The following is a 19,075-nucleotide window of genomic DNA, read 5'->3' as shown; positions in this document are numbered from 1 at the left end:
GTTTGTTTTAAATAAAAAACCAGCTGTAAAAGCTGGTTCTATTTTGTTTTTGGTTTAGTCTTTTTCAAAAGTTAGATAGTCCGTACTACCGTCACCACCACTAATATGTTTTAGTTCAATCTTTGTTGTGGTTCTAGAAATCACTCTCCAATCTTCGCTAATTTCTTCAAATGGTCCGTCAAGTGCTGTAAACATCATATCTAACTTAGTGTAACCACTATCGGCGTAAGTACTCCAATCACCCGATTGTGTTGTAGTTCCATTAGTAGCAGATAAAGCACTATCAGTTCCAAACGTAAAATTATAACCTGAGTAATTATTGGTTTTTACCACATCATTCTCTTTGTATAAAGTCACTATCCACTGCCCATCTGTTACAGTCGAAGTAATTTCTGTCGGATTTGACACTTGACTTGAAGTATCATCATCATCACTACACATCGACGCTACGTTCAGCACGAAAAGCAATGATAAAATTGAAATTAATTTTAGTTTTTTCATAATTTTTTGTTTTGTTTGATAACGCTAAATTATAAAAAATAGTATTAATTTAATCTTGAATCTTAAATACTTTTCTCAAAATATCTTCCATTAAACACCATTTGGTAAATGAAGATTGTAGTAAATTAGCCCCTACAAAAAGGGTAAACCAATACCAATTTTCATTTACATACATTCCTAAAAGAACACTTAAAATAATAAAGGTTCCGGCTACTGCTCTAACAATTCTGTTGATCATAATTTCTAATTTTAATTATATTTTTCTACCGATAAAACGGCTAAATGAACTTTTGATGCAAATTCTTGATTTTTATTAAATATGTTTATTGTTTCTATTAATGAATCTAAATGATGTTGCAAAATGAAGGCGTAAAACACAACCGAATCGGTTTCATTTATTTCAGAACCAAACCAATTATCTTCTACACATTCTTCTGAAGCATCCCTAAAACCTTTTACATCTCGGTACGAATACGATCTTACTTTAGCTTCTTTCAGCATCTTTTTGACTTCTTTTTCAAATTCTGCTATAGCGGTGATTACTACTAATTTCATATTTTTTTATTTAAACCTGACGGGTTTTTGAAACCTGCCAGATTGTTATTTAATTATTTTTCTCCCATTTTTTACGTTCGGTAATATAGTAAATCAAAGGCACCACGATTAATGTCAACAATGTTGAAACAATCGCACCAGCAACTAACGAAATGGCTAATCCTTGAAAAATTGGGTCAAACAAAATGATGGAGGCTCCGATTACCACTGCTCCTGTTGTTAATAAAATTGGGGTGGTTCTCACAGCTCCAGCTTCAATAATAGCTTGTTTCATTGGAATTCCATCATTCAATCGGATTTCAATAAAGTCAATTAGTAAGACCGAATTTCGAACCATAACTCCTGCTAACGCAATCATTCCAATGAACGAAGTAGCAGTAAAGAATGCTCCTAAAACCCAGTGACCTAATACAATTCCGACTAATGAAAGTGGAATCGCTACCATCATCACGATTGGAGTTTTGAAGTTTTGGAACCAACCAACAATCAACATGTAAATTATAATAATTACCACTAAAAATGCAGCTCCTAAATCGCGGAATACTTCTAAGGTAATTTGCCATTCGCCATCCCATTTTACCGTGAAATCACTTTCATCTGATGGTGAACCTATATATAATTCGTTTACTTTATAACCTTTTGGCAATTGCATTTTTTCTAACTTCTCATTCATTCCTAAAATCGCATAAACCGGACTTTCTAATGCTCCCGCCATATCAGCTAAAACATAAACCACACGTTTTTGATCTTTACGATAAATCGTATTCTGTAAAGTATCTGTAGTAACTTTCACTAAATCACTCACCGGAACTACATTACCACGACTACCTTTTATTTTCAAATTTTGAATATCTTGAATCGATGTTTTGTCTTTGTCTTCCAATGAAAGTGTAATTCCTACCGGATTATTCGAACGCTCATCGTACAAGTTAGAAACTGGCAGTTCTCTTAACAAATAAGTCAAATTACCAACTATTTGTTGTGGAGCAATTCCATTCAACATCGCTTTTTCTCTATCTACCTCTAATTTATATTCTACTTGAGGCGCTTCTACCATCCAATCGGTATCAACAACATCAGAAGTAGTTTCCAAAATGGTTTTCACTTGGTTCGCAACTTTAATTTGCTCTTCGTAGTTTGGTCCATAAACCTCAGCTACTAAAGTTGATAAAACCGGTGGTCCTGGTGGAACTTCTACAATTTTCACATTCGCACCATATTTTTTTGCAATCTTTTGTACTTCTGGACGCACTACTTTTGCGATATCGTGACTTTGTAAATCGCGATCTTCTTTGTGTAATAAATTCACTTGAATATCTGCCATATTGCTTCCACCGCGCATATCGTAATGACGCACTAACCCGTTGAAAGTTATTGGAGCCGAAGCGCCAATATAATTCTGATAATCCACTACTTCTGGAACAGTTGAAAGATATTGTGCAATTTCTTTGGTAACCGCTGCTGTTCGTTCTAACGTAGTTCCTTCTGGCATATCGATTACCACTTGGAATTCGTTTTTGTTATCAAAAGGCAACATTTTTACCGCTACCGATTTCGTAAAGAACATCAAAACTGAACCCAATAAAAGAACTATCGTAACAACGAACATTAAGTTACGTTTTTTAGAATTGTCTAAAAGCGGTTGCTCAATTTTTTTGTAAATTTTATAAATCCTTGAAGTTTCTAAACCTTGTTCTTCTTTTTGCTCTTGCTCGTCTTTTTCATGTAATAAATGATAACCTAAGTATGGAGTAACTGTTAAAGCTACAAACAATGATAACATCATCGCAATAGAAGCACCAATTGGCATCGGACTCATATAAGGTCCCATCATTCCTGATACGAAAGCCATTGGTAAGATAGCTGCAATTACTGTAAATGTTGCTAAAATCGTTGGGTTTCCTACTTCGTTAATCGCATAAATAGCTGCTTGTTTGAATGGCAGTCGCTTCATTTTGAAATGACGGTGCATGTTTTCTGCAATAATAATACTGTCGTCTACTACGATTCCTACCACAAAAACTAAGGCAAAAAGCGTAATTCTATTTAACGTATAACCTAATAAATAGTAACTAAATAAAGTTAAAGCAAAGGTCAACGGAACAGAGAAGAAAACCACTAATCCGCCTCTCCAACCCATCGCTAACATTACTAAAACGGTTACTGCAATAATAGCAACACCTAAATGTAACAACAACTCACCTACTTTGTGCGATGCTGTTTCTCCATAGTTTCTAGAAACTTCAACGTGTACATCAGTTGGAATTACATTTTTCTTTAAGCTTTCTACCTTAGTAATTATTTTCTCTGAAATCTGCATCGCATCGGCACCTTTTACTTTTGCTACCGAAATGGTAACAGCAGGATATTCCGAATTAAATTTTGAGAATTTCTCATTTGCTTTTCCATATCCAAAAGATACATAATTTTTAGGTGTTTGAGGTCCGTCTTGAATGGTTGCTACTTGTTTTAAGTAAACAGGCATGTTGTTATTCACACCCACCACCAAATTTTCCACATCCTCTGAAGTCGATAAAAACTTACCAGTAGTTACTAAATACTCCGTATCATTTTGCACAAAACTTCCCGATTGTGAACTTCCATTGTTGGCTTGAATCATTTGCATAATGCTCAAGGCATCCACACCGTTTTCAGCCATTTTATCTTTGTCTAAAACTACTTTTAATTCGCGAGTTCTTCCACCAATTTCTTTCGTAATGGCAACGTCTTTTACTTTTTCTACTTCCGAAGTAACTTCTTCTGCAATTTGACGCAATTGAAAATCATCGTATTTTTCGCTCCAAAGTGTTAATCCTAACATCGGAACATCATCAATAGAACGCGTTTTTACGATAGGTTGCATTACTCCTTCTGGAAACATGGTGCGGTTTTTCATTAATTCATCGTATAATTTCACATACGAATCTTCGCTGTTTTCACCTACATAAAATTGCACCACCATCATCGAATAACCATTCATCGCCATGCTGTGAATGTGCTCAACTCCTTTGATGTTTGAAATTACTTTTTCAAGTGGTTTGATTACTCTGCTTTCAACTTCGCTTGGACTAGCTCCTGGATAACCCACCATTACGTCGGCCATAGGAACGTTAATTTGCGGTTCTTCTTCCCTTGGAATTAAGAACGAACTATATGTACCAATAATCATCAACGCCACCATCAATAAAATGGTTAATTTTGAGTTGATAAAGAAATTGGCTATTTTACCTGATATACCTTCTTGCATGATTCTAATTTGTTAATGAGACAATGTGTCGATGTGACAATTAATTGACATATTGGCTAATTGATTAATTGGCTAATTGAACCTTAGCTCCATTGAATAATTTCCCATCAGCTGAAACAATGTATTGCTCGTCTGCTGCTAATCCTGATAAAACTTCTACTTGATTACCAAATGTTTTTCCGATTCGCAACCATCTTAAAATAGCTACATTGCCACTTCCGATAGTGTAAATTCCTGTCAATTGTCCTTGTTTTACCAAAGCACTTTCTGGAACTAGAACTATATCAGATTTCACTACGGTTGTTTCTTTTTTAGCTGTTGGAAATTGCACGTTTACGAACATTCCTGATAAAATTTCTTTATCCATTTTATCTAAAGTTACTTTCACCAAATATTGCCCACCTGTATTTTTTGCAGATAAACTCACTTCCGAAACTTTTCCAGCTACTTCTTTGTTTAATGATTTTACATTGATTTTTACTGGCATTCCGCTTTTTACATTCGAAATATCGCTTTCTGAAACCATTGCTGTTACTTGTAATCTTGATGCTCCTTCAATACTTACCAAAGGCATTCCTGGGTTTGCCATATCACCTTCTTTTACGAATGTATTGGTTACCGTTCCTGAAAATGGAGCTGTAATATTTGAATAAGAGAATTGTGCCATCACTTCGTTACGCATTTGTTTTGCCGCTTCTAAACCTGCTTTTGCCATTTCGTAGCGAGCCGTCATATCGTCTAATTCTTTTTGAGAAGCCGATTGTTGCGCAAATAAATTCACAAAACGATCATAATCTTTTTTCGCATTGTTGTACGCTGCAGTCGCTTGTGTGATAGAAGCATCTACTTGTGCCTTTTTAGCTTGTAAATCGGTGTTATTGATGCTTACCAAAAGTTGTCCAGCCGAAACATTTTGTCCCACTTTTACATTTACTTTGGTTACATAACCCATCATTCTAGTACTTAAATTAGCACTATTTTCGGATTCTATTTTTCCGCTTGCCGTAACATAAGGACTATTAGAACTTCCTGAATTTCCAGCTACTTTTACTGGAATTGCCGGTAAATCTGCTACATTTTCTTTTTTATCACTTCCACAAGAAGTTAAGATTAAAGATGTTAGTGTAATGATTGTTATTATTTTTTTCATGTTGTTAAATTTTGATTTTGAACTTGCTCTTGAACTTGTTCTTTCTTTTTATTTCGTTAAAAATTGTAAGTATTGTTTGGTAAAGTTGTATTCAAAAACCGCTTGCAAATGCTCTAATTCTTTTTGGGCCATTTGCGTTTCTGCCATTAATAAATCGGTAGTTTTTTCTAAACCTTGAGTGAATCTATTTTGACGAATTCTAAAAGCTTCTTGCGATTGTTCAAAAGCCAATTGTGATAAGTTCACTTTGTTTTCGGCATCAAGCAATTGACGATTAGTTTTATTCAATTCTAGCTGACTTTGCTTTTTGTATTGTTCGGTTTCAACCGTTGCCTTTTCAAAATCTGCTTTTGCTTTTTGCGTTTTTCCGATGTTTTTATAGCCATCAAAAACATTCCATGATAATTGTGCTCCTACTACATATCCTTTAGCTGAAGTTCCGAAAATGTTTTGGTCATATAATTCGTAACTTCCAAAAGCATTTAATCTAGGTAAGAATCCGAATTTAGACGATTGAAACATTTTTTGATACGCTTCTGCAGATTTTTGCATCGCTTGAATATCCTTTCTGGAATCAGAAATTGTTGTATTGATACTTTCGATTGCAATTGAATTATCTAAAACTTCAACTGGTTTATAGGTTTTCCCAGCCATATCTTCATTTAATAAAAAAGCTAAATAATCGGATGCATTTTGCACATTGGATTTGGCATATTGTAATTGATTTGTAATTTCATTCACACGAACTTGCACGTTTAGCAAATCGGTTTTTTGTAGCATTCCGTTTTTGAAATAGTTTTCTACCAATTTTAAATTGCCTTGTGCCGTTGAATTTGCTTTTTCTAAAACTTTTACTGCTTTATAAGCCAATTGCAATTGCATATACGCTTTTGAAACTTCTAGCTCTAAGTATTCTTTAGTACGTTCTGTTTGCAATTGAAAAGCATCCATTTTTGCTTTAGCGGCTTGTCTTCCATATAAACCATCTAAGTTGATAAGTGGTTGCTGTACTTCTATTTTAGTAGCGAAATTTTGAGTTTTATCAGGATCATTTAATAATGCCGGATTAAAATCTGAAGCCGTTAAGATTTCTTGATTTAATTTCGAACCAAAAGCCATTAATGGATTGGTTGTGACGATTCCAGTATGCGAAACATTAATATTAGGTAAAAAAAGTGCATTTGATTGACGATAATCTGCCTTTGCAGATTGAAATGATTTTTCAGCCACTTTAATTTGTAAATTATTTTCAGTGACTTTCTGAATTAAATCATTTTTTGAAATCGTCAAAGTATCTTGGGCAAACGTAGTTGCGGATACTAACCCTAATACAATTAATAAGTTGACTTTCTTCATAGTATAGTTTTATTCTTATTTTATGTTACAAATGTACATTCGTAAAAAAAGGTAGTCGGTAACAAGAGTTACATAGCCTTATGACAATTGTTACAAAAAGAAAGAGCGCCCATAAAAGACGCTCTGACTAACCAATAAAACTAAAACAATCATCAATTTCTCAATGAATTGTTTCTCAAAATTATGCCTTTTCAAAAACCTACTCAGCTACTTTTGTTACATAAAAAAACGCCACGAAAATATCGAGGCGTTCTAAATTTATTTTGAATAAAATTATTCAGCTTTTTTCTCAGCAGCTTTTTTAGAAGAACAACATCCACCTGATTTAGCTTCTGAACCACAAGATTTTTTTTCAGCAGTTGAACAAGATTTTTCAGTTTTAGCTGTTTCTTTTTTTGCTTTTTGTTTTGGCTCTTGAGCGTTAACATTCATTGAAAACATAAAAGCAGCTACTGCCATAATTGAAACTAATTTTTTCATTTTGTGTATTTTTAAATTGTTATTTATTCTATTTTGTTTGCATTGTACTATTACAAATATATATAATTTTAGAAATAGTACTCTTAAATTTTTATTAATTTAACAATATTACTTTTTTAAATTACTTTGTAATTTATTAAACATTAAAATATTAAACAACCTTCGGCGGATGCCAAATGGAATGTTGGTATTTTGAAATAAAGATTTTCTCGTAATTCGATTTTTCTTTTTCAATTTGAAATTCAAGGAAAGTAATTTCAGGTTTAAAATTAAATTCACTTATAAATTGAACAGGGCTGAAGTTCAAACTCATGATGATTTTTCCTTTCTCGCAACCTGAAGATTCAGAACCTGATTTATGACAAGTTTGTTCGCAATTTTCACTCGCAAGCATTTTCATTGCTCTTACAGATGGCAAAGCCACCAAAAGCAACAGATAAATGCATAGTATGTGAACTGAAAATTTCATTTAACAAATATATACAAATTGTAAAAATATTTGGTAACAATTGTTAAACAAGAAATTAGGATTTCTTCTTTTTGAAAAAATCACCTATCATATTAAAGAATAATCCACCTAAAACGCCACCATATAAAGTACTATTTAAGGGTTTCGAAGTAATTGAACAGGTCCCAGAAACGCAACCTACATAATGATAATAAGCATAACCCGAAATTAATCCGATTACAACTCCAATAAACGTAATTATGATTTCCTTTTTATTCATCTCGTTTTAAAAGAACAAAGTTACAATTCACACAAAAGTAAAATGGTAACAAAAGTTACTAAAACTGAAAATAAATAAACGGTTGTGTATCGGCTGAAGCTGTGGCATACACTACCCAATAAATCAACCCTAACAATACAGCTTTTGCAACTAATGGTAAGGTTGAAAATGTTTTTTGCATACCTGCTAAAGTTTTTACTGGCACAAAATGCCAAACTACACCTATTGCAATTAATAAAAAGACATTTTTATAGCCTAAAATAATGGTTTGCCATTGATTTAAATCGAAAGTTAATTTGGTTACATTATCTGCAATTTGAAATGCCGTAGCAAAGTCTTTCGCTCTAAAAAACAACCAACAAAACACCACAAAATGAAAAGTCAAGATAACTTGAATCGTTCTTACAAATACATTCTTAGGTAATTTTATAAACTGTCCAAAGAATTTCTCTACTACTAAAGCCAATCCGTGCAAAACACCCCAAACCACAAATTTCCACGAAGCGCCGTGCCATAATCCACCTAATAACATCGTCATGAATAAGTTGAAATACGTTCTGATTTTTCCTTTTCGGTTTCCGCCTAAGGAAATATACAAATAATCTCTTAACCAACTCGAAAGCGAAATGTGCCATCTTCTCCAAAACTCCGTTATGGAAGCGGATTGATATGGTGTTCTAAAATTATCGGGTAACCAGAATCCCATTAATAAAGCTAATCCAATAGCAATGTCTGAATATCCTGAAAAGTCACAATAAATTTGTATTGCATAACCGTATGATGCCATTAAATTTTCGAAGGCAGTATAACTGTTTGGAGCATCAAAAACACGGTCGACAAAGTTACTTGAGATGTAATCAGAAATTACCGCTTTCTTTATCAATCCACCTATAATTAAAAACAAAGCCCGATTGAAATCTTCTTTCGTAAGTCTTAATTTTTCATAAATCTGCGGAATAAAATCACTTGCTCTTACAATAGGTCCGGCTACTAATTGCGGGAAAAACGAAACGAAGAACAAGAAATCCATAAAACTTTTCGTGGGTTCTAATTCTCTTCGATATACATCAATCGTGTAACTTAAGGTTTGGAATGTATAAAATGAAATTCCGACAGGAAGAATAATATCTTCAAATTTCATATTCCCATCAAAAAGGGAATTATAATTGTCAATGAAAAAATTAGTGTATTTAAAATAACCTAACATTCCTAGGTTAATCACTAAGCTCAAAATCAGGTAAAATTTGCGATAAAATTGTTTGGCTTCTACATAAATTAATCGGGAAAGCGAATAATCTACCACCGAAGAAAATATCAAAATCCAAAAATAAACACCACTTGATTTATAATAGAAAAACAGCGAAAACAACACCACATAAGTAATGCGGAAATAATGCGTTTTACGTGACAAAATATAAATCACGTAAAAGATTAAAAACAACCCTAAAAACAAAGCACTATTGAATAGTAACGGTTGTTTTGGATTATAAGAAAACCAATTTTCAATTGTTGCTAAATCGATGTTCCCTACATTTTCAAGAAACCAATTTTGTATGCTAAAAAGTGCTTTCACTACTGCTTTGTCGATTTAAATAATTCGTATGATTGTAAAAAGGCTTCAAAAAACAATTCGCCTTGTTTTTCGTATCCTGCTTTTGAATAATGAACTTTGTCTCTTGCCATATAACCTTTTGCTGCATTGCGCTTTATGGATTTATTTCCACCAAAAACATCCAAAAGATTCCAAACGGCATAATTTTTAACATGCGCATTATCTTCGATGATTTCTGCGTATTTTTCAATGAAGGTGTTTTTATATTTTCGATGTAATACCGAAGGCGGCGATGTCATTACCAAAATACAAACTTGTGGGTTTTTCTCTTTAATTCCTTGAATCATTTGGTCCAAATTTGCAAAATATTGATCGCCCGATTGTTTATCAAAACTCTCATTCGTTCCCAACGAAATAATCACTAAATCTGGATTCAATACTGGTAATTGCTCATTAAATAATCGGAATTTATTGTAATCCGATGCTTTCGCCCCATTTACTCCGATGCTGTGATAAATTACACCCGAATTATCATTTTCTAAAACCAATCCATTCAAAGCAAAATCATCAATTTCTTGATTGGGAACAATCGCAATTTTATCCAAAGGTATTTCCGAAATATAATCGTTTGAGAATAACGAAGGTTGTAATTCGATAGGAACATATTCCGTTTTCGTTGTAGTTTTTGATTGTGTTCCTTTCGTTGGAATCGTCAACACTTTCCCATCGCGAATCATATCACTTTTTAAACCGTTTGCTTGTTTCAAGGCTTTCAAAGAAACGTTGTACTTATCGGCAATTCCTCCTAAAACTTCACCTGGTTTTACTTTATGCGTGATTTTCTTCGGAACTTTTCGTTCAATGACAATGTTTTTATTAGAAATCGAAACATCAAATAAATTAACATTTTGAGGCGTAATGACTTTCAATTTCGTGAAATAATATTGCGCATCTTTAATGTTCAATTGAATTGCAAAATCTTTCGAATTGGTTTCCATAGAAAAACCACTTATACCAACTGGACGATTGGCATCGGCATATAGATTTCGAAAACTTTGAAAATTTCCTGAGGCTGAATAACGAATTGGAGCACTGTTATTGGTTTTAGCTACGCTATACGGAAAAGTAAATCCAAATCCACCATTTCCATACACTTTTTGAAATTGGGCACGAATTTTAGCAGTGAACAAATCCGCTTGAATGTGCGAGTCGCCAATGTGAACAATATTAATCTTACCCGATTTACTTTGCTCTAATTGGTACATTTTTTCAAAAAAAGCCAAAAGTGCATTCGGATTATGAATATCATTTCCAGTGAAAGTAACTTCAAGAGAATCGATAACAGGAACATCTACTTCAACAGAATCTATCGGAACTAATAAAGTATCTTGAGCAAATCCAAAAAAAGAAATCCCCAATAAAAGCATCAAAAATCTATTCTTCATAAACCGAATCTTTATTGGTGATTACACTATCTTTTTTCACTGGCGCAGCAGATTTTTTACGCTTTTTTCTCAATTCTTTATACATTTCATAGCCTTTATTTAATTGGGTAAAAATTAAATTTGCAGCTTCTTTTGCTCCTCTGTGATTAAAATGCGTGTAATCTTTGTTAGCTCTGGCAGGCTCTTGTTCTACCCATTGAATCATGGAACCATCGCCACCCATTAAGGTGTACATATTTACAAAACTCGATTCCGATTTGATAGCATATCGTTTTTGTGCTGTATTTAAAGGCACAACGGCAGAATCGGTTTTCATTTCTAAATCGTATTTGGTTGATTTATCAGCAGTTGACACAATTAAAATAGCCACTCCTGGAAAACATTCTTTCAAATGCGCAACTACTTTTGCCATTCTTTTTTCGTACCAACCGTAGTTTAACGAACCATAATTCAATACGTTAGCGCCGTATTGCAATACAATTAAATCGTAATCTAATTTCGAATGGAAAGCGCGCATAGTAGCAACATCAAAACTACCAATTGGCAAACCTGAGTTTCCTCTATTCGAAAAATTATCCACATGAACCCCTTTTCCGTCATCAAAATTGAATCCGTAAATAGGAATAGAATCGGCTTTTTTGAAATTTACTTTGATGCTTTTCAAATTACTTTCTGATAAGGTTAAAGTATTAACTAACTTATTAGGTGTCAATTTCTTTACAATAGTATCGGAACCTGACATATAAAATACTTTTCCTTCTTTATTTGATGAACTTCCGTAGAATAAAGTTGGACGAGGTAATTCAGAAACAAATCTTGTTTTATTAGCTTTGTATTTTACCCAAGCTACATTTGCCGTATCATTCGCATAAAACACATGACCATTCATCCCAAAAGGATTGGATGGACGTTTTACCTTTAAATACGATTGGGTTTTCCAATTACCTGAAAATTCGTGTGTAATAGAACTTCTTGAACTTGCTGATTCTGATGTAATATTAACAAAACCAACACCTTGACCTCCGAATTTTTCTTGTAAATAAGTTCTAAAATCTTTAACTATTAAGTCGCCATCTGTCATTGAATCTCCAAAATAAGCAATACGAACATTGCCTTCTTTTTTGGTTTCTAATTGGAAAAGTTTTTCGAAAAAAGTCGCTAAATATTGATTTCCAGTATATTCTTCAAAGGTTTCTGGTGGAAATTTTATTCCATTTACCACTTTATAATCGATAATAGTTTTAGCCATTGAATCATCAACGGTTGCACCTTCGTCTTCGGCAATAGCTTCCAGAAGCAAACTATCGACTACTACATTTTTGGAATCTAATTTACTTTCGGCGAATAATTTCTTAGGCAAAAACGTTTTGAATACCAAAAAAGACAATCCAGAAACGATTACCACTAGTAAGGTTTGAAAAAAATATTTTGATGTGTTCATTTATTAAATTTCAATTTCAAGTACAATCCCGAAGCTTCGGGACAAAAATCAAGATTAAGTTCTAACTCGTAACTTTAAACTCGTAACTTTTTTACATACGCTCAGGAACTTCAATTCCTAATAACTGAAATGCATTTTTGATGGTGTTCCCAACAGATTTTGATAGTTGTACTCGAAATACTTTTTTATCGTGATTTTCTTCGCCTAAAATCGAAACTTGTTGATAGAACGAGTTGAATTCTTTTACCAAATCATATGTATAATTCGCAATCAACGCCGGACTATGATTCTCCGCCGCGTTTTGAATTACTTCAGGGAATAATTGTATTTGTTTGATTAATTCTTTCTCTTTTTCATGCATCTCGACTCCGCTCGATATGACAACATTTTCGAAGTCAAAATCAGCTTTTCTTAAAATCGATTGAATACGAGCATAAGTATATTGGATGAACGGTCCAGTATTTCCAGCAAAATCAACTGATTCTTCTGGATTGAACATCATTTGTTTTTTCGGATCAACCTTCAGCATATAATATTTCAATGCACCTAAACCGATTGTTTTGAATAAAACCGCTTTTTCTTCTTCAGAATAACCATCCAATTTTCCTAATTCTTCCGAAATAGTTTGCGCTGTCGTAGTCATTTCCGCCATTAAATCATCGGCATCTACAACGGTTCCTTCACGCGATTTCATTTTTCCAGAAGGTAATTCTACCATTCCGTAAGATAAATGGTATAAGCTATCTGCCCAATCAAATCCTAACTTTTTCAAGATTAAGAACAATACTTTAAAATGGTAATCTTGCTCGTTTCCTACTGTGTACACCATTCCTCCTACATCAGGAAAATCTTTCACACGTTGGATAGCTGTTCCAATATCTTGCGTCATGTAAACCGCAGTTCCGTCTGAACGAAGCACGATTTTTCTATCTAATCCATCTGCCGTTAAATCAATCCAAACCGAACCATCAGGGTCTTTCTCGAAAATGCCTTTTTCTAAACCAAATTGTACTACTTCTTTTCCAAGCAAATACGTGTTTGATTCATAATAGTAGCTATCAAAATTTACGCCAAGGTTTTTGTACGTTTGTTCAAAACCATCATACACCCATTGGTTCATGGTTTTCCAAAGTTCGAAAACTTCCGGTTTTCCATTTTCCCAATCTAAAAGCATTTGTTGTGCTTCTAAAATAGATGGCGCTAGTTTTTTTGCTTCGTCTTCGGTTTTACCTTGAGCGATTAATTCTGAAATTTCTTTTTTGTATTGCTTGTCGAATTCCACATAGAAATTTCCAACCAATTTATCCCCTTTCAATCCTGTTGATTCTGGCGTTTGTCCGTTTCCGAATTTCTGCCAAGCCAACATCGATTTACAGATATGAATCCCTCTATCGTTGATGATTTGCGTTTTGTATACTTTTTTTCCAGAAGCTTTTAAGATTTCGGCAACCGAATAACCTAATAAATTATTTCTGATGTGACCTAAGTGCAATGGTTTATTAGTATTTGGTGAAGAATATTCTACCATTACAGCTTTCTCTCCTTCTTTTGGAGCTACAAAACCAAATGTTTCGTTGTTTTTTATTGAATTGAAAAATTCCACATAAAAAGCATCCGAAATCACGATATTTAAAAATCCGCCTACTACATTGAACTTAGAAACTTCATTTACGTTCGCCACTAAGTAATTTCCAATCTGATTTCCAATTTCAACTGGATTGCCTTTTAATGCTTTTACCAAAGGAAAAACTACCATAGTAATATCACCTTCGAACTCTTTCCTAGTTGCTTGAAATTCAACTTTTTCAATAGAAATATTGAACAATTCAAGAACCGCTTTTTGGATGTGTGTTGTTAGTGTGTGATGTAATGTCATTTTACCTTATTTTTTTGAACGTGCAAAGGTAATAAATAGTAATTAGTGATTAGTAAATAGTGATTAGTTTTTTTCGATTAAAAAATAATTTTCAAAAATACTGTAACAATTAACAAATGTTGAAGTCTATTAACTACAATCATCAATCATTTTAATTAAAAACAAACAAATGAAACTTAAATTAATTATTACCTGTTTCTTGTGTTCCATTGCTTTTGGATTTGCACAAAATTCGGGAAGCATTAAAGGAAAGGTTATTGACAAAAAAACTAATGAAGCTTTTCCGTACGTAAACATTATTCTTAAAGATAATGACAAGATTGTTACAGGAGGTGTAACCACAGAAGATGGAAATTTTACAGTTAACAAACTAGCATTGCAAAAATATACCGTTGAAATTCAATTTATTGGTTATACAACGGTTATAAGAAATATTGATTTGACATCAGATGCCAATCAAAACTTAGGAACAATCGCTATTTCTGAAGACGTTTCAGAATTAAAAGATGTTGAAGTTGTAGCTGAACGTTCAAACATGGTACAAAAAATCGATAGAAAAGTAATTAATGTTGGTAAAGATTTAATTGCATCGGGAACTACGGCTTCTGAAATTATGAATAACATTCCAACGGTTAGCATTGACCCTCAAACGAAAGAAATCAGCATGAGAGGAAACAGCAATGTTCGAGTTTTAATTGATGGAAAGCCATCTAATATTCCTGTGGAGCAATTGTTACAACAAATTCCATCAGCTTCTATTAAACAAATTGAATTGATTACCAATCCTTCGGCAAAGTACAATCCAGAAGGAATGAGCGGAATCATCAATATTATTTTGCATAAAAATTCTCAAGATGGCTTTAATGGTTCTATCAATACGGGAGTTACTTTTGGAATTACTCCTAAAACGAACTCCGCTTTGAATATGAATTACCGAGTAGGTAAAGTAAATTTCTATACGAATTACGGATTCAATCATGGAATAAACGCTAACAATGGTTATGTAGAAAGCGAAAAAACCGATTTTGAAAACAGACAAGATTTCAATTTTAGAAATAAAAACAATTCGCACATTCTAAAATTGGGAATGGATTATTACATCAATGAAAAAAATACGCTTTCGGCTTATACCAATCAAAATTTAACTGATTCGAATGGTGATGGATTAAGCACAGTTACGTTTTATGACCCTTTGACAAATAGAAATACTGAACAGTTATTCAACACTCAAAATGAAAATAGAAACCAAACTTATGATGTAGTTTTCAAACATGATTTTGATAAAAAAGATGAAAATTTAGAATTGCAATTGAATTATTCTCACACCAAAAGTGATGAAAACACTTTTTACGACGAAACCACATATAATCCAATTGAATACAGTGAAAGAACGAATATCGTAAAAGGGGTAACGGATTATTTTCAATTCAATGCTGATTATGTAAATCCGATTACGGAAACTGCCAAACTTGAGTTAGGTGTAGAAACGAGAATTCAAGGTACAGAAAGTTCCTTAAACGATGTTATGACTTCCAATATTGCAAATAGTAATTTCGATTACAAAAGAAACATTCACTCAGCTTATGCTAATATTGGCAAACAAATGGGCAAATGGAGCGGACAATTAGGGGTTCGTTTGGAGTATTTTGACTTTGATGCAACATTCAAAATTGAAGAAACCAATCCAGCTTACACCGATACTGAAAACGTAACGGATGATATTTTTACGGCTTATCCTTCGGCTTTTTTAACATACACTAAAGACGATAAAAACTCCTTTAATTTAAATTATTCAAGACGTGTTGACCGTCCAAGTATTGGTCAGTTAAATCCAATTAGAGAATGGACGACACCTATCATGGAATCTAGAGGAAATCCAACATTAGAGCCTCAATATACCAACTCGTTTGAAATCAATTATACGCGCGGAACTAAGATTGGTTCGATTACGAGTGGTGTTTTTTATAGAAGAATTTCGGATGAAATTTCAAGAGTGGTTTTCGTTGATCCAAACAATCCAAACAGAACGATTTTATCTTACGATAATTTTGACAACAATGATGCTTTTGGATTTGAAACTTCTGGAAATTTAAAATTCACTAAATGGTGGTCGGTTAACGCAAGTGCTGATGTGTATTTCAAAACTGTAAAAGGAACCGTTCAAAACGGAGAAACTGGCGATTTTGAAAATGCAGAGGTTGATGTAACCAACTTTAATGCTAGATTGAACAACAATTTCACGGCTACAGAAAATTTACGTTTCCAATTATTTGGAATGTACCGAGGTCAAGATTTAAGTTTACAATACACCCGTAAACCGATGTACAAAATGGATTTTGGCGCTACTTATAATGTCTTAAAAGGAAAAGGTACAATTACAGCACGTTTGAATGACGTTTTTGAAAACATGCGTTTTGCTTTTGATGGCGATGTTCCTTACAGACAATACGGAGCGTTTTATTGGGAAAGCCAAACTTTTTACATTGGATTCAATTATATGTTTGGAGGCGGAAAAAATAGAGCGTTACAGCGCAAACAACGTGATGCCAATGAAACCCAAGGTGGTGGCGGAATGTTCTAAAAACAAAAAACTCGGAGTTGAAACTCCGAGTTTTTTTTATCTTAAAATTTTAATGCTTTTGCTTTTTCTGAATCTTCTTTGTGTTTTCTTAAATCGAACGTCGTTCCAAAAACTCTATCCCAAAAAGTATTACTCACTCCGTATCCTAAATGTTCGTCGCGATAATGGTGCATTTGATGATTTCTCCATAACGGTTGCATGAACTTAAATGGCGGATCAAAAGCGTGAATTGCATAATGAGTAGAAGCATACAAAAGATATCCCAACATAAACCCAGGGAAAAATGCCCAATTGTAATCACCTAAAATCAAATAATGCAAACCAAAAAGAGTTGTTGACAAAATCAAACTTGGCACTAAAGGCATAAACAAACGTGTTCTATCTCTAGGATATTCATGGTGATTTCCATGAAGAATATATGCTACTTTTTGAGTTTTAATATTATCACTCACCATATGAAACAAATAGCGATGCGCCATATATTCAAAAAATGTCCAATATAACATTCCCGATACAAAAAGTAATAAAATGGTCAACCCAGAAATCTCATACACCACATTGGCTCTGTAAACTAAGTACGCTAAAATCGGAATATAAACTCCCCAAATAATTAATGGGTGCGTTTTAGTTAACATTTCTAAAAACTTATTTTCAAACAATCTTGCTTGTCCTTCATTGTGAACTACTTTACGTGCCATAGTATTGCTATTTTAAAAGGTAAATTTCTGGATAAATTTATAAAAAAATTAAATCGACTATTAAAAAAACTTTAAAAAATTATTACCAACGTATAATCACACTTCCCCAAGTAAATCCAGAACCAAAAGCCGCTAAAACCACTAAATCCCCTGATTTAATTTTACCTTGTTCCCATGCTTCCGTTAAGGCAATTGGAATAGATGCTGCTGTAGTGTTTCCGTATTTTTGAATATTATTAAATACTTGGTCATCTGATAAACGGAATTTCTGCTGAATAAATTGTGAAATTCTCAAATTCGCTTGATGTGGTACCAACATATTAATATCGGAAACTTGTAAATTATTCGCTTGTAATCCTTCATTGATGACTTCACTAAAACGAACTACTGCATTTTTGAAAACAAATTGTCCGTTCATATATGGATAATAGCTTTCATCGTTTGGATCGTTATCGGCAATGATGTCGGTTACCCAACGTTTTCCCATTCCTGGAGCAATTAATGATAATTCTTCAGCATGTTGTCCTTCAGAATGTAAATGAGTTGATAAAATTCCTTTAGTCAAATCTTCTTCTCTTGAAAGTACCGCCGCTCCTGCTCCATCTCCAAAAATTACAGAAACTCCTCTTCCGCGAGTCGTCATATCTAAACCTGTTGAATGGAGTTCGGAACCAATAACTAAAACGTTTTTATACATTCCCGTTTTGATATATTGGTCTGCAATCGAAATCGCATACACAAAACCCGAACATTGGTTACGAACATCTAAAGCACCAACCGTTCTTAAACCTAAATCGCGTTGTACTAAAACACCTGGACCTGGGAAATAATAATCAGGACTCAATGTTGCGAAAATGACAAAATCGATATCTTCTTTAGCAACTCCTGAACGTTCAATCGCAATTTTAGCAGCTTTTACTCCCATGGAAGTGGTAGTATCTTCTCCTCTTATGATATGACGACGCTCTTGAATTCCAGTTCTTTCCTGAATCCATTCGTCGTTTGTATCCATTATTTTTGACAAATCATCATTAGTTACCACATTATCAGGAACGTAATAACCTAAACCCGTAATTTTTGAATGATACATATTTTTCTTTCTAAATTAAGCTACAAAAATACGAAATTATTAATTTGGAATCTTTTTTTTGTTGTTTTGACAAATCTAAAAACAAAAAGTGTCTACTTTTTAGGTAGACACTTTATAAATCTATTTATTAAAACCCGTTGGGTGTAATTATTTGAGAGAAAAAAGAGAGAATTTAGTGAAAAAAAATGGTTTAGATATTGTTCAAGATACTGAAATTCAGTATCTTGATGTCGTCAAACAAAACAATATCTATGTCAAATATAGTAAAAAATTATTTAAGAGTTTTAGAAGTTATAAGTTCTTTGAATTGTGAGTTAATTTATAAATCAGGAGTTGGAAGAAAGCAAAAAATGTCTGATTTAGAGGTTGTTGCTT

Annotated in this window: 16 protein-coding genes; 1 reads left to right on the top strand and 15 read right to left on the bottom strand. The window is 33.3% G+C overall.

Annotation, left to right across the window (positions count from 1 at the left end):
* Window positions 1-54: 54 nt before the first annotated feature.
* The 13 genes from ACE3PD_RS01610 to argS all read right to left on the bottom strand — a co-directional run bounded on the left by ACE3PD_RS01610 (window position 55) and on the right by argS (window position 14,331).
* Window positions 55-501: a hypothetical protein gene (locus ACE3PD_RS01610; RefSeq protein WP_374398898.1), complete on the bottom strand. Its 447-nt coding sequence runs from the start codon at window positions 499-501 to the stop codon at window positions 55-57.
* A 49-nt stretch (window positions 502-550) separates the two neighbouring features.
* Window positions 551-739, bottom strand: a complete 189-nt coding sequence (locus ACE3PD_RS01605; RefSeq protein ID WP_026724548.1) for a DUF2892 domain-containing protein — start codon at window positions 737-739, stop codon at window positions 551-553.
* A gap of 11 nt (window positions 740-750) precedes the next feature.
* On the bottom strand, window positions 751-1,056 hold the full coding sequence (locus ACE3PD_RS01600) for a hypothetical protein (RefSeq protein ID WP_374398896.1): 306 nt from the start codon (window positions 1,054-1,056) through the stop codon (window positions 751-753).
* A gap of 49 nt (window positions 1,057-1,105) precedes the next feature.
* Entirely contained in the window at window positions 1,106-4,303 is a 3,198-nt protein-coding gene (locus ACE3PD_RS01595; protein WP_374398894.1) for an efflux RND transporter permease subunit, read from the bottom strand.
* A 64-nt stretch (window positions 4,304-4,367) separates the two neighbouring features.
* Window positions 4,368-5,453, bottom strand: a complete 1,086-nt coding sequence (locus ACE3PD_RS01590; protein WP_374398892.1) for an efflux RND transporter periplasmic adaptor subunit — start codon at window positions 5,451-5,453, stop codon at window positions 4,368-4,370.
* Between the two features lie 48 nt (window positions 5,454-5,501).
* Window positions 5,502-6,809 (bottom strand): TolC family protein, encoded by a 1,308-nt coding sequence (locus ACE3PD_RS01585; RefSeq protein WP_374398891.1) that lies wholly within the window; start codon window positions 6,807-6,809, stop codon window positions 5,502-5,504.
* Window positions 6,810-7,082: 273 nt separating this feature from the next.
* Window positions 7,083-7,289: a hypothetical protein gene (locus ACE3PD_RS01580; protein ID WP_133609844.1), complete on the bottom strand. Its 207-nt coding sequence runs from the start codon at window positions 7,287-7,289 to the stop codon at window positions 7,083-7,085.
* A 151-nt stretch (window positions 7,290-7,440) separates the two neighbouring features.
* Complete coding sequence (locus tag ACE3PD_RS01575; protein WP_374398888.1) at window positions 7,441-7,758, bottom strand: hypothetical protein; 318 nt, start codon at window positions 7,756-7,758, stop codon at window positions 7,441-7,443.
* A 55-nt stretch (window positions 7,759-7,813) separates the two neighbouring features.
* Window positions 7,814-8,017 carry a DUF6132 family protein gene (locus ACE3PD_RS01570; RefSeq protein WP_374398886.1) on the bottom strand — a complete coding sequence of 68 codons (204 nt, stop codon included), beginning with the start codon at window positions 8,015-8,017 and terminating at the stop codon, window positions 7,814-7,816.
* 58 nt (window positions 8,018-8,075) lie between these two features.
* Window positions 8,076-9,590: an MBOAT family protein gene (locus ACE3PD_RS01565; RefSeq protein WP_374398884.1), complete on the bottom strand. Its 1,515-nt coding sequence runs from the start codon at window positions 9,588-9,590 to the stop codon at window positions 8,076-8,078.
* Window positions 9,590-11,014, bottom strand: a complete 1,425-nt coding sequence (locus tag ACE3PD_RS01560; RefSeq protein WP_374398882.1) for a GDSL-type esterase/lipase family protein — start codon at window positions 11,012-11,014, stop codon at window positions 9,590-9,592. The genes ACE3PD_RS01565 and ACE3PD_RS01560 overlap by 1 nt, the downstream gene beginning before the upstream one ends.
* Complete coding sequence (locus ACE3PD_RS01555) at window positions 11,004-12,455, bottom strand: hypothetical protein (RefSeq protein WP_374398880.1); 1,452 nt, start codon at window positions 12,453-12,455, stop codon at window positions 11,004-11,006. The genes ACE3PD_RS01560 and ACE3PD_RS01555 overlap by 11 nt, the downstream gene beginning before the upstream one ends.
* 91 nt (window positions 12,456-12,546) lie before the next feature.
* The gene (gene argS / locus ACE3PD_RS01550) at window positions 12,547-14,331 is read right to left on the bottom strand and encodes an arginine--tRNA ligase (RefSeq protein WP_374398879.1); all 1,785 of its coding nucleotides are present in this window, start codon (window positions 14,329-14,331) and stop codon (window positions 12,547-12,549) included.
* A gap of 169 nt (window positions 14,332-14,500) precedes the next feature.
* On the opposite strand from argS, the gene ACE3PD_RS01545 reads away from it, so the two are divergent.
* Window positions 14,501-16,912 carry a TonB-dependent receptor domain-containing protein gene (locus tag ACE3PD_RS01545; RefSeq protein WP_374398877.1) on the top strand — a complete coding sequence of 804 codons (2,412 nt, stop codon included), beginning with the start codon at window positions 14,501-14,503 and terminating at the stop codon, window positions 16,910-16,912.
* 41 nt (window positions 16,913-16,953) lie between these two features.
* Here the strand turns inward: ACE3PD_RS01545 and ACE3PD_RS01540 are convergent, their stop codons facing one another.
* Window positions 16,954-17,610, bottom strand: coding sequence for a sterol desaturase family protein (locus ACE3PD_RS01540; protein WP_374398874.1), 657 nt, complete (start codon window positions 17,608-17,610; stop codon window positions 16,954-16,956).
* Between the two features lie 82 nt (window positions 17,611-17,692).
* Entirely contained in the window at window positions 17,693-18,700 is a 1,008-nt protein-coding gene (locus ACE3PD_RS01535; protein ID WP_374398872.1) for a 3-oxoacyl-ACP synthase III family protein, read from the bottom strand.
* Window positions 18,701-19,075 lie beyond the last annotated feature (375 nt).

This window comes from Flavobacterium sp. (assembly GCF_041911335.1).
Lineage (GTDB): Bacteria > Bacteroidota > Bacteroidia > Flavobacteriales > Flavobacteriaceae > Flavobacterium.
Note: the sequence above shows the minus strand (reverse complement) of the source record. Positions and strands in the feature narration are given on the sequence as shown.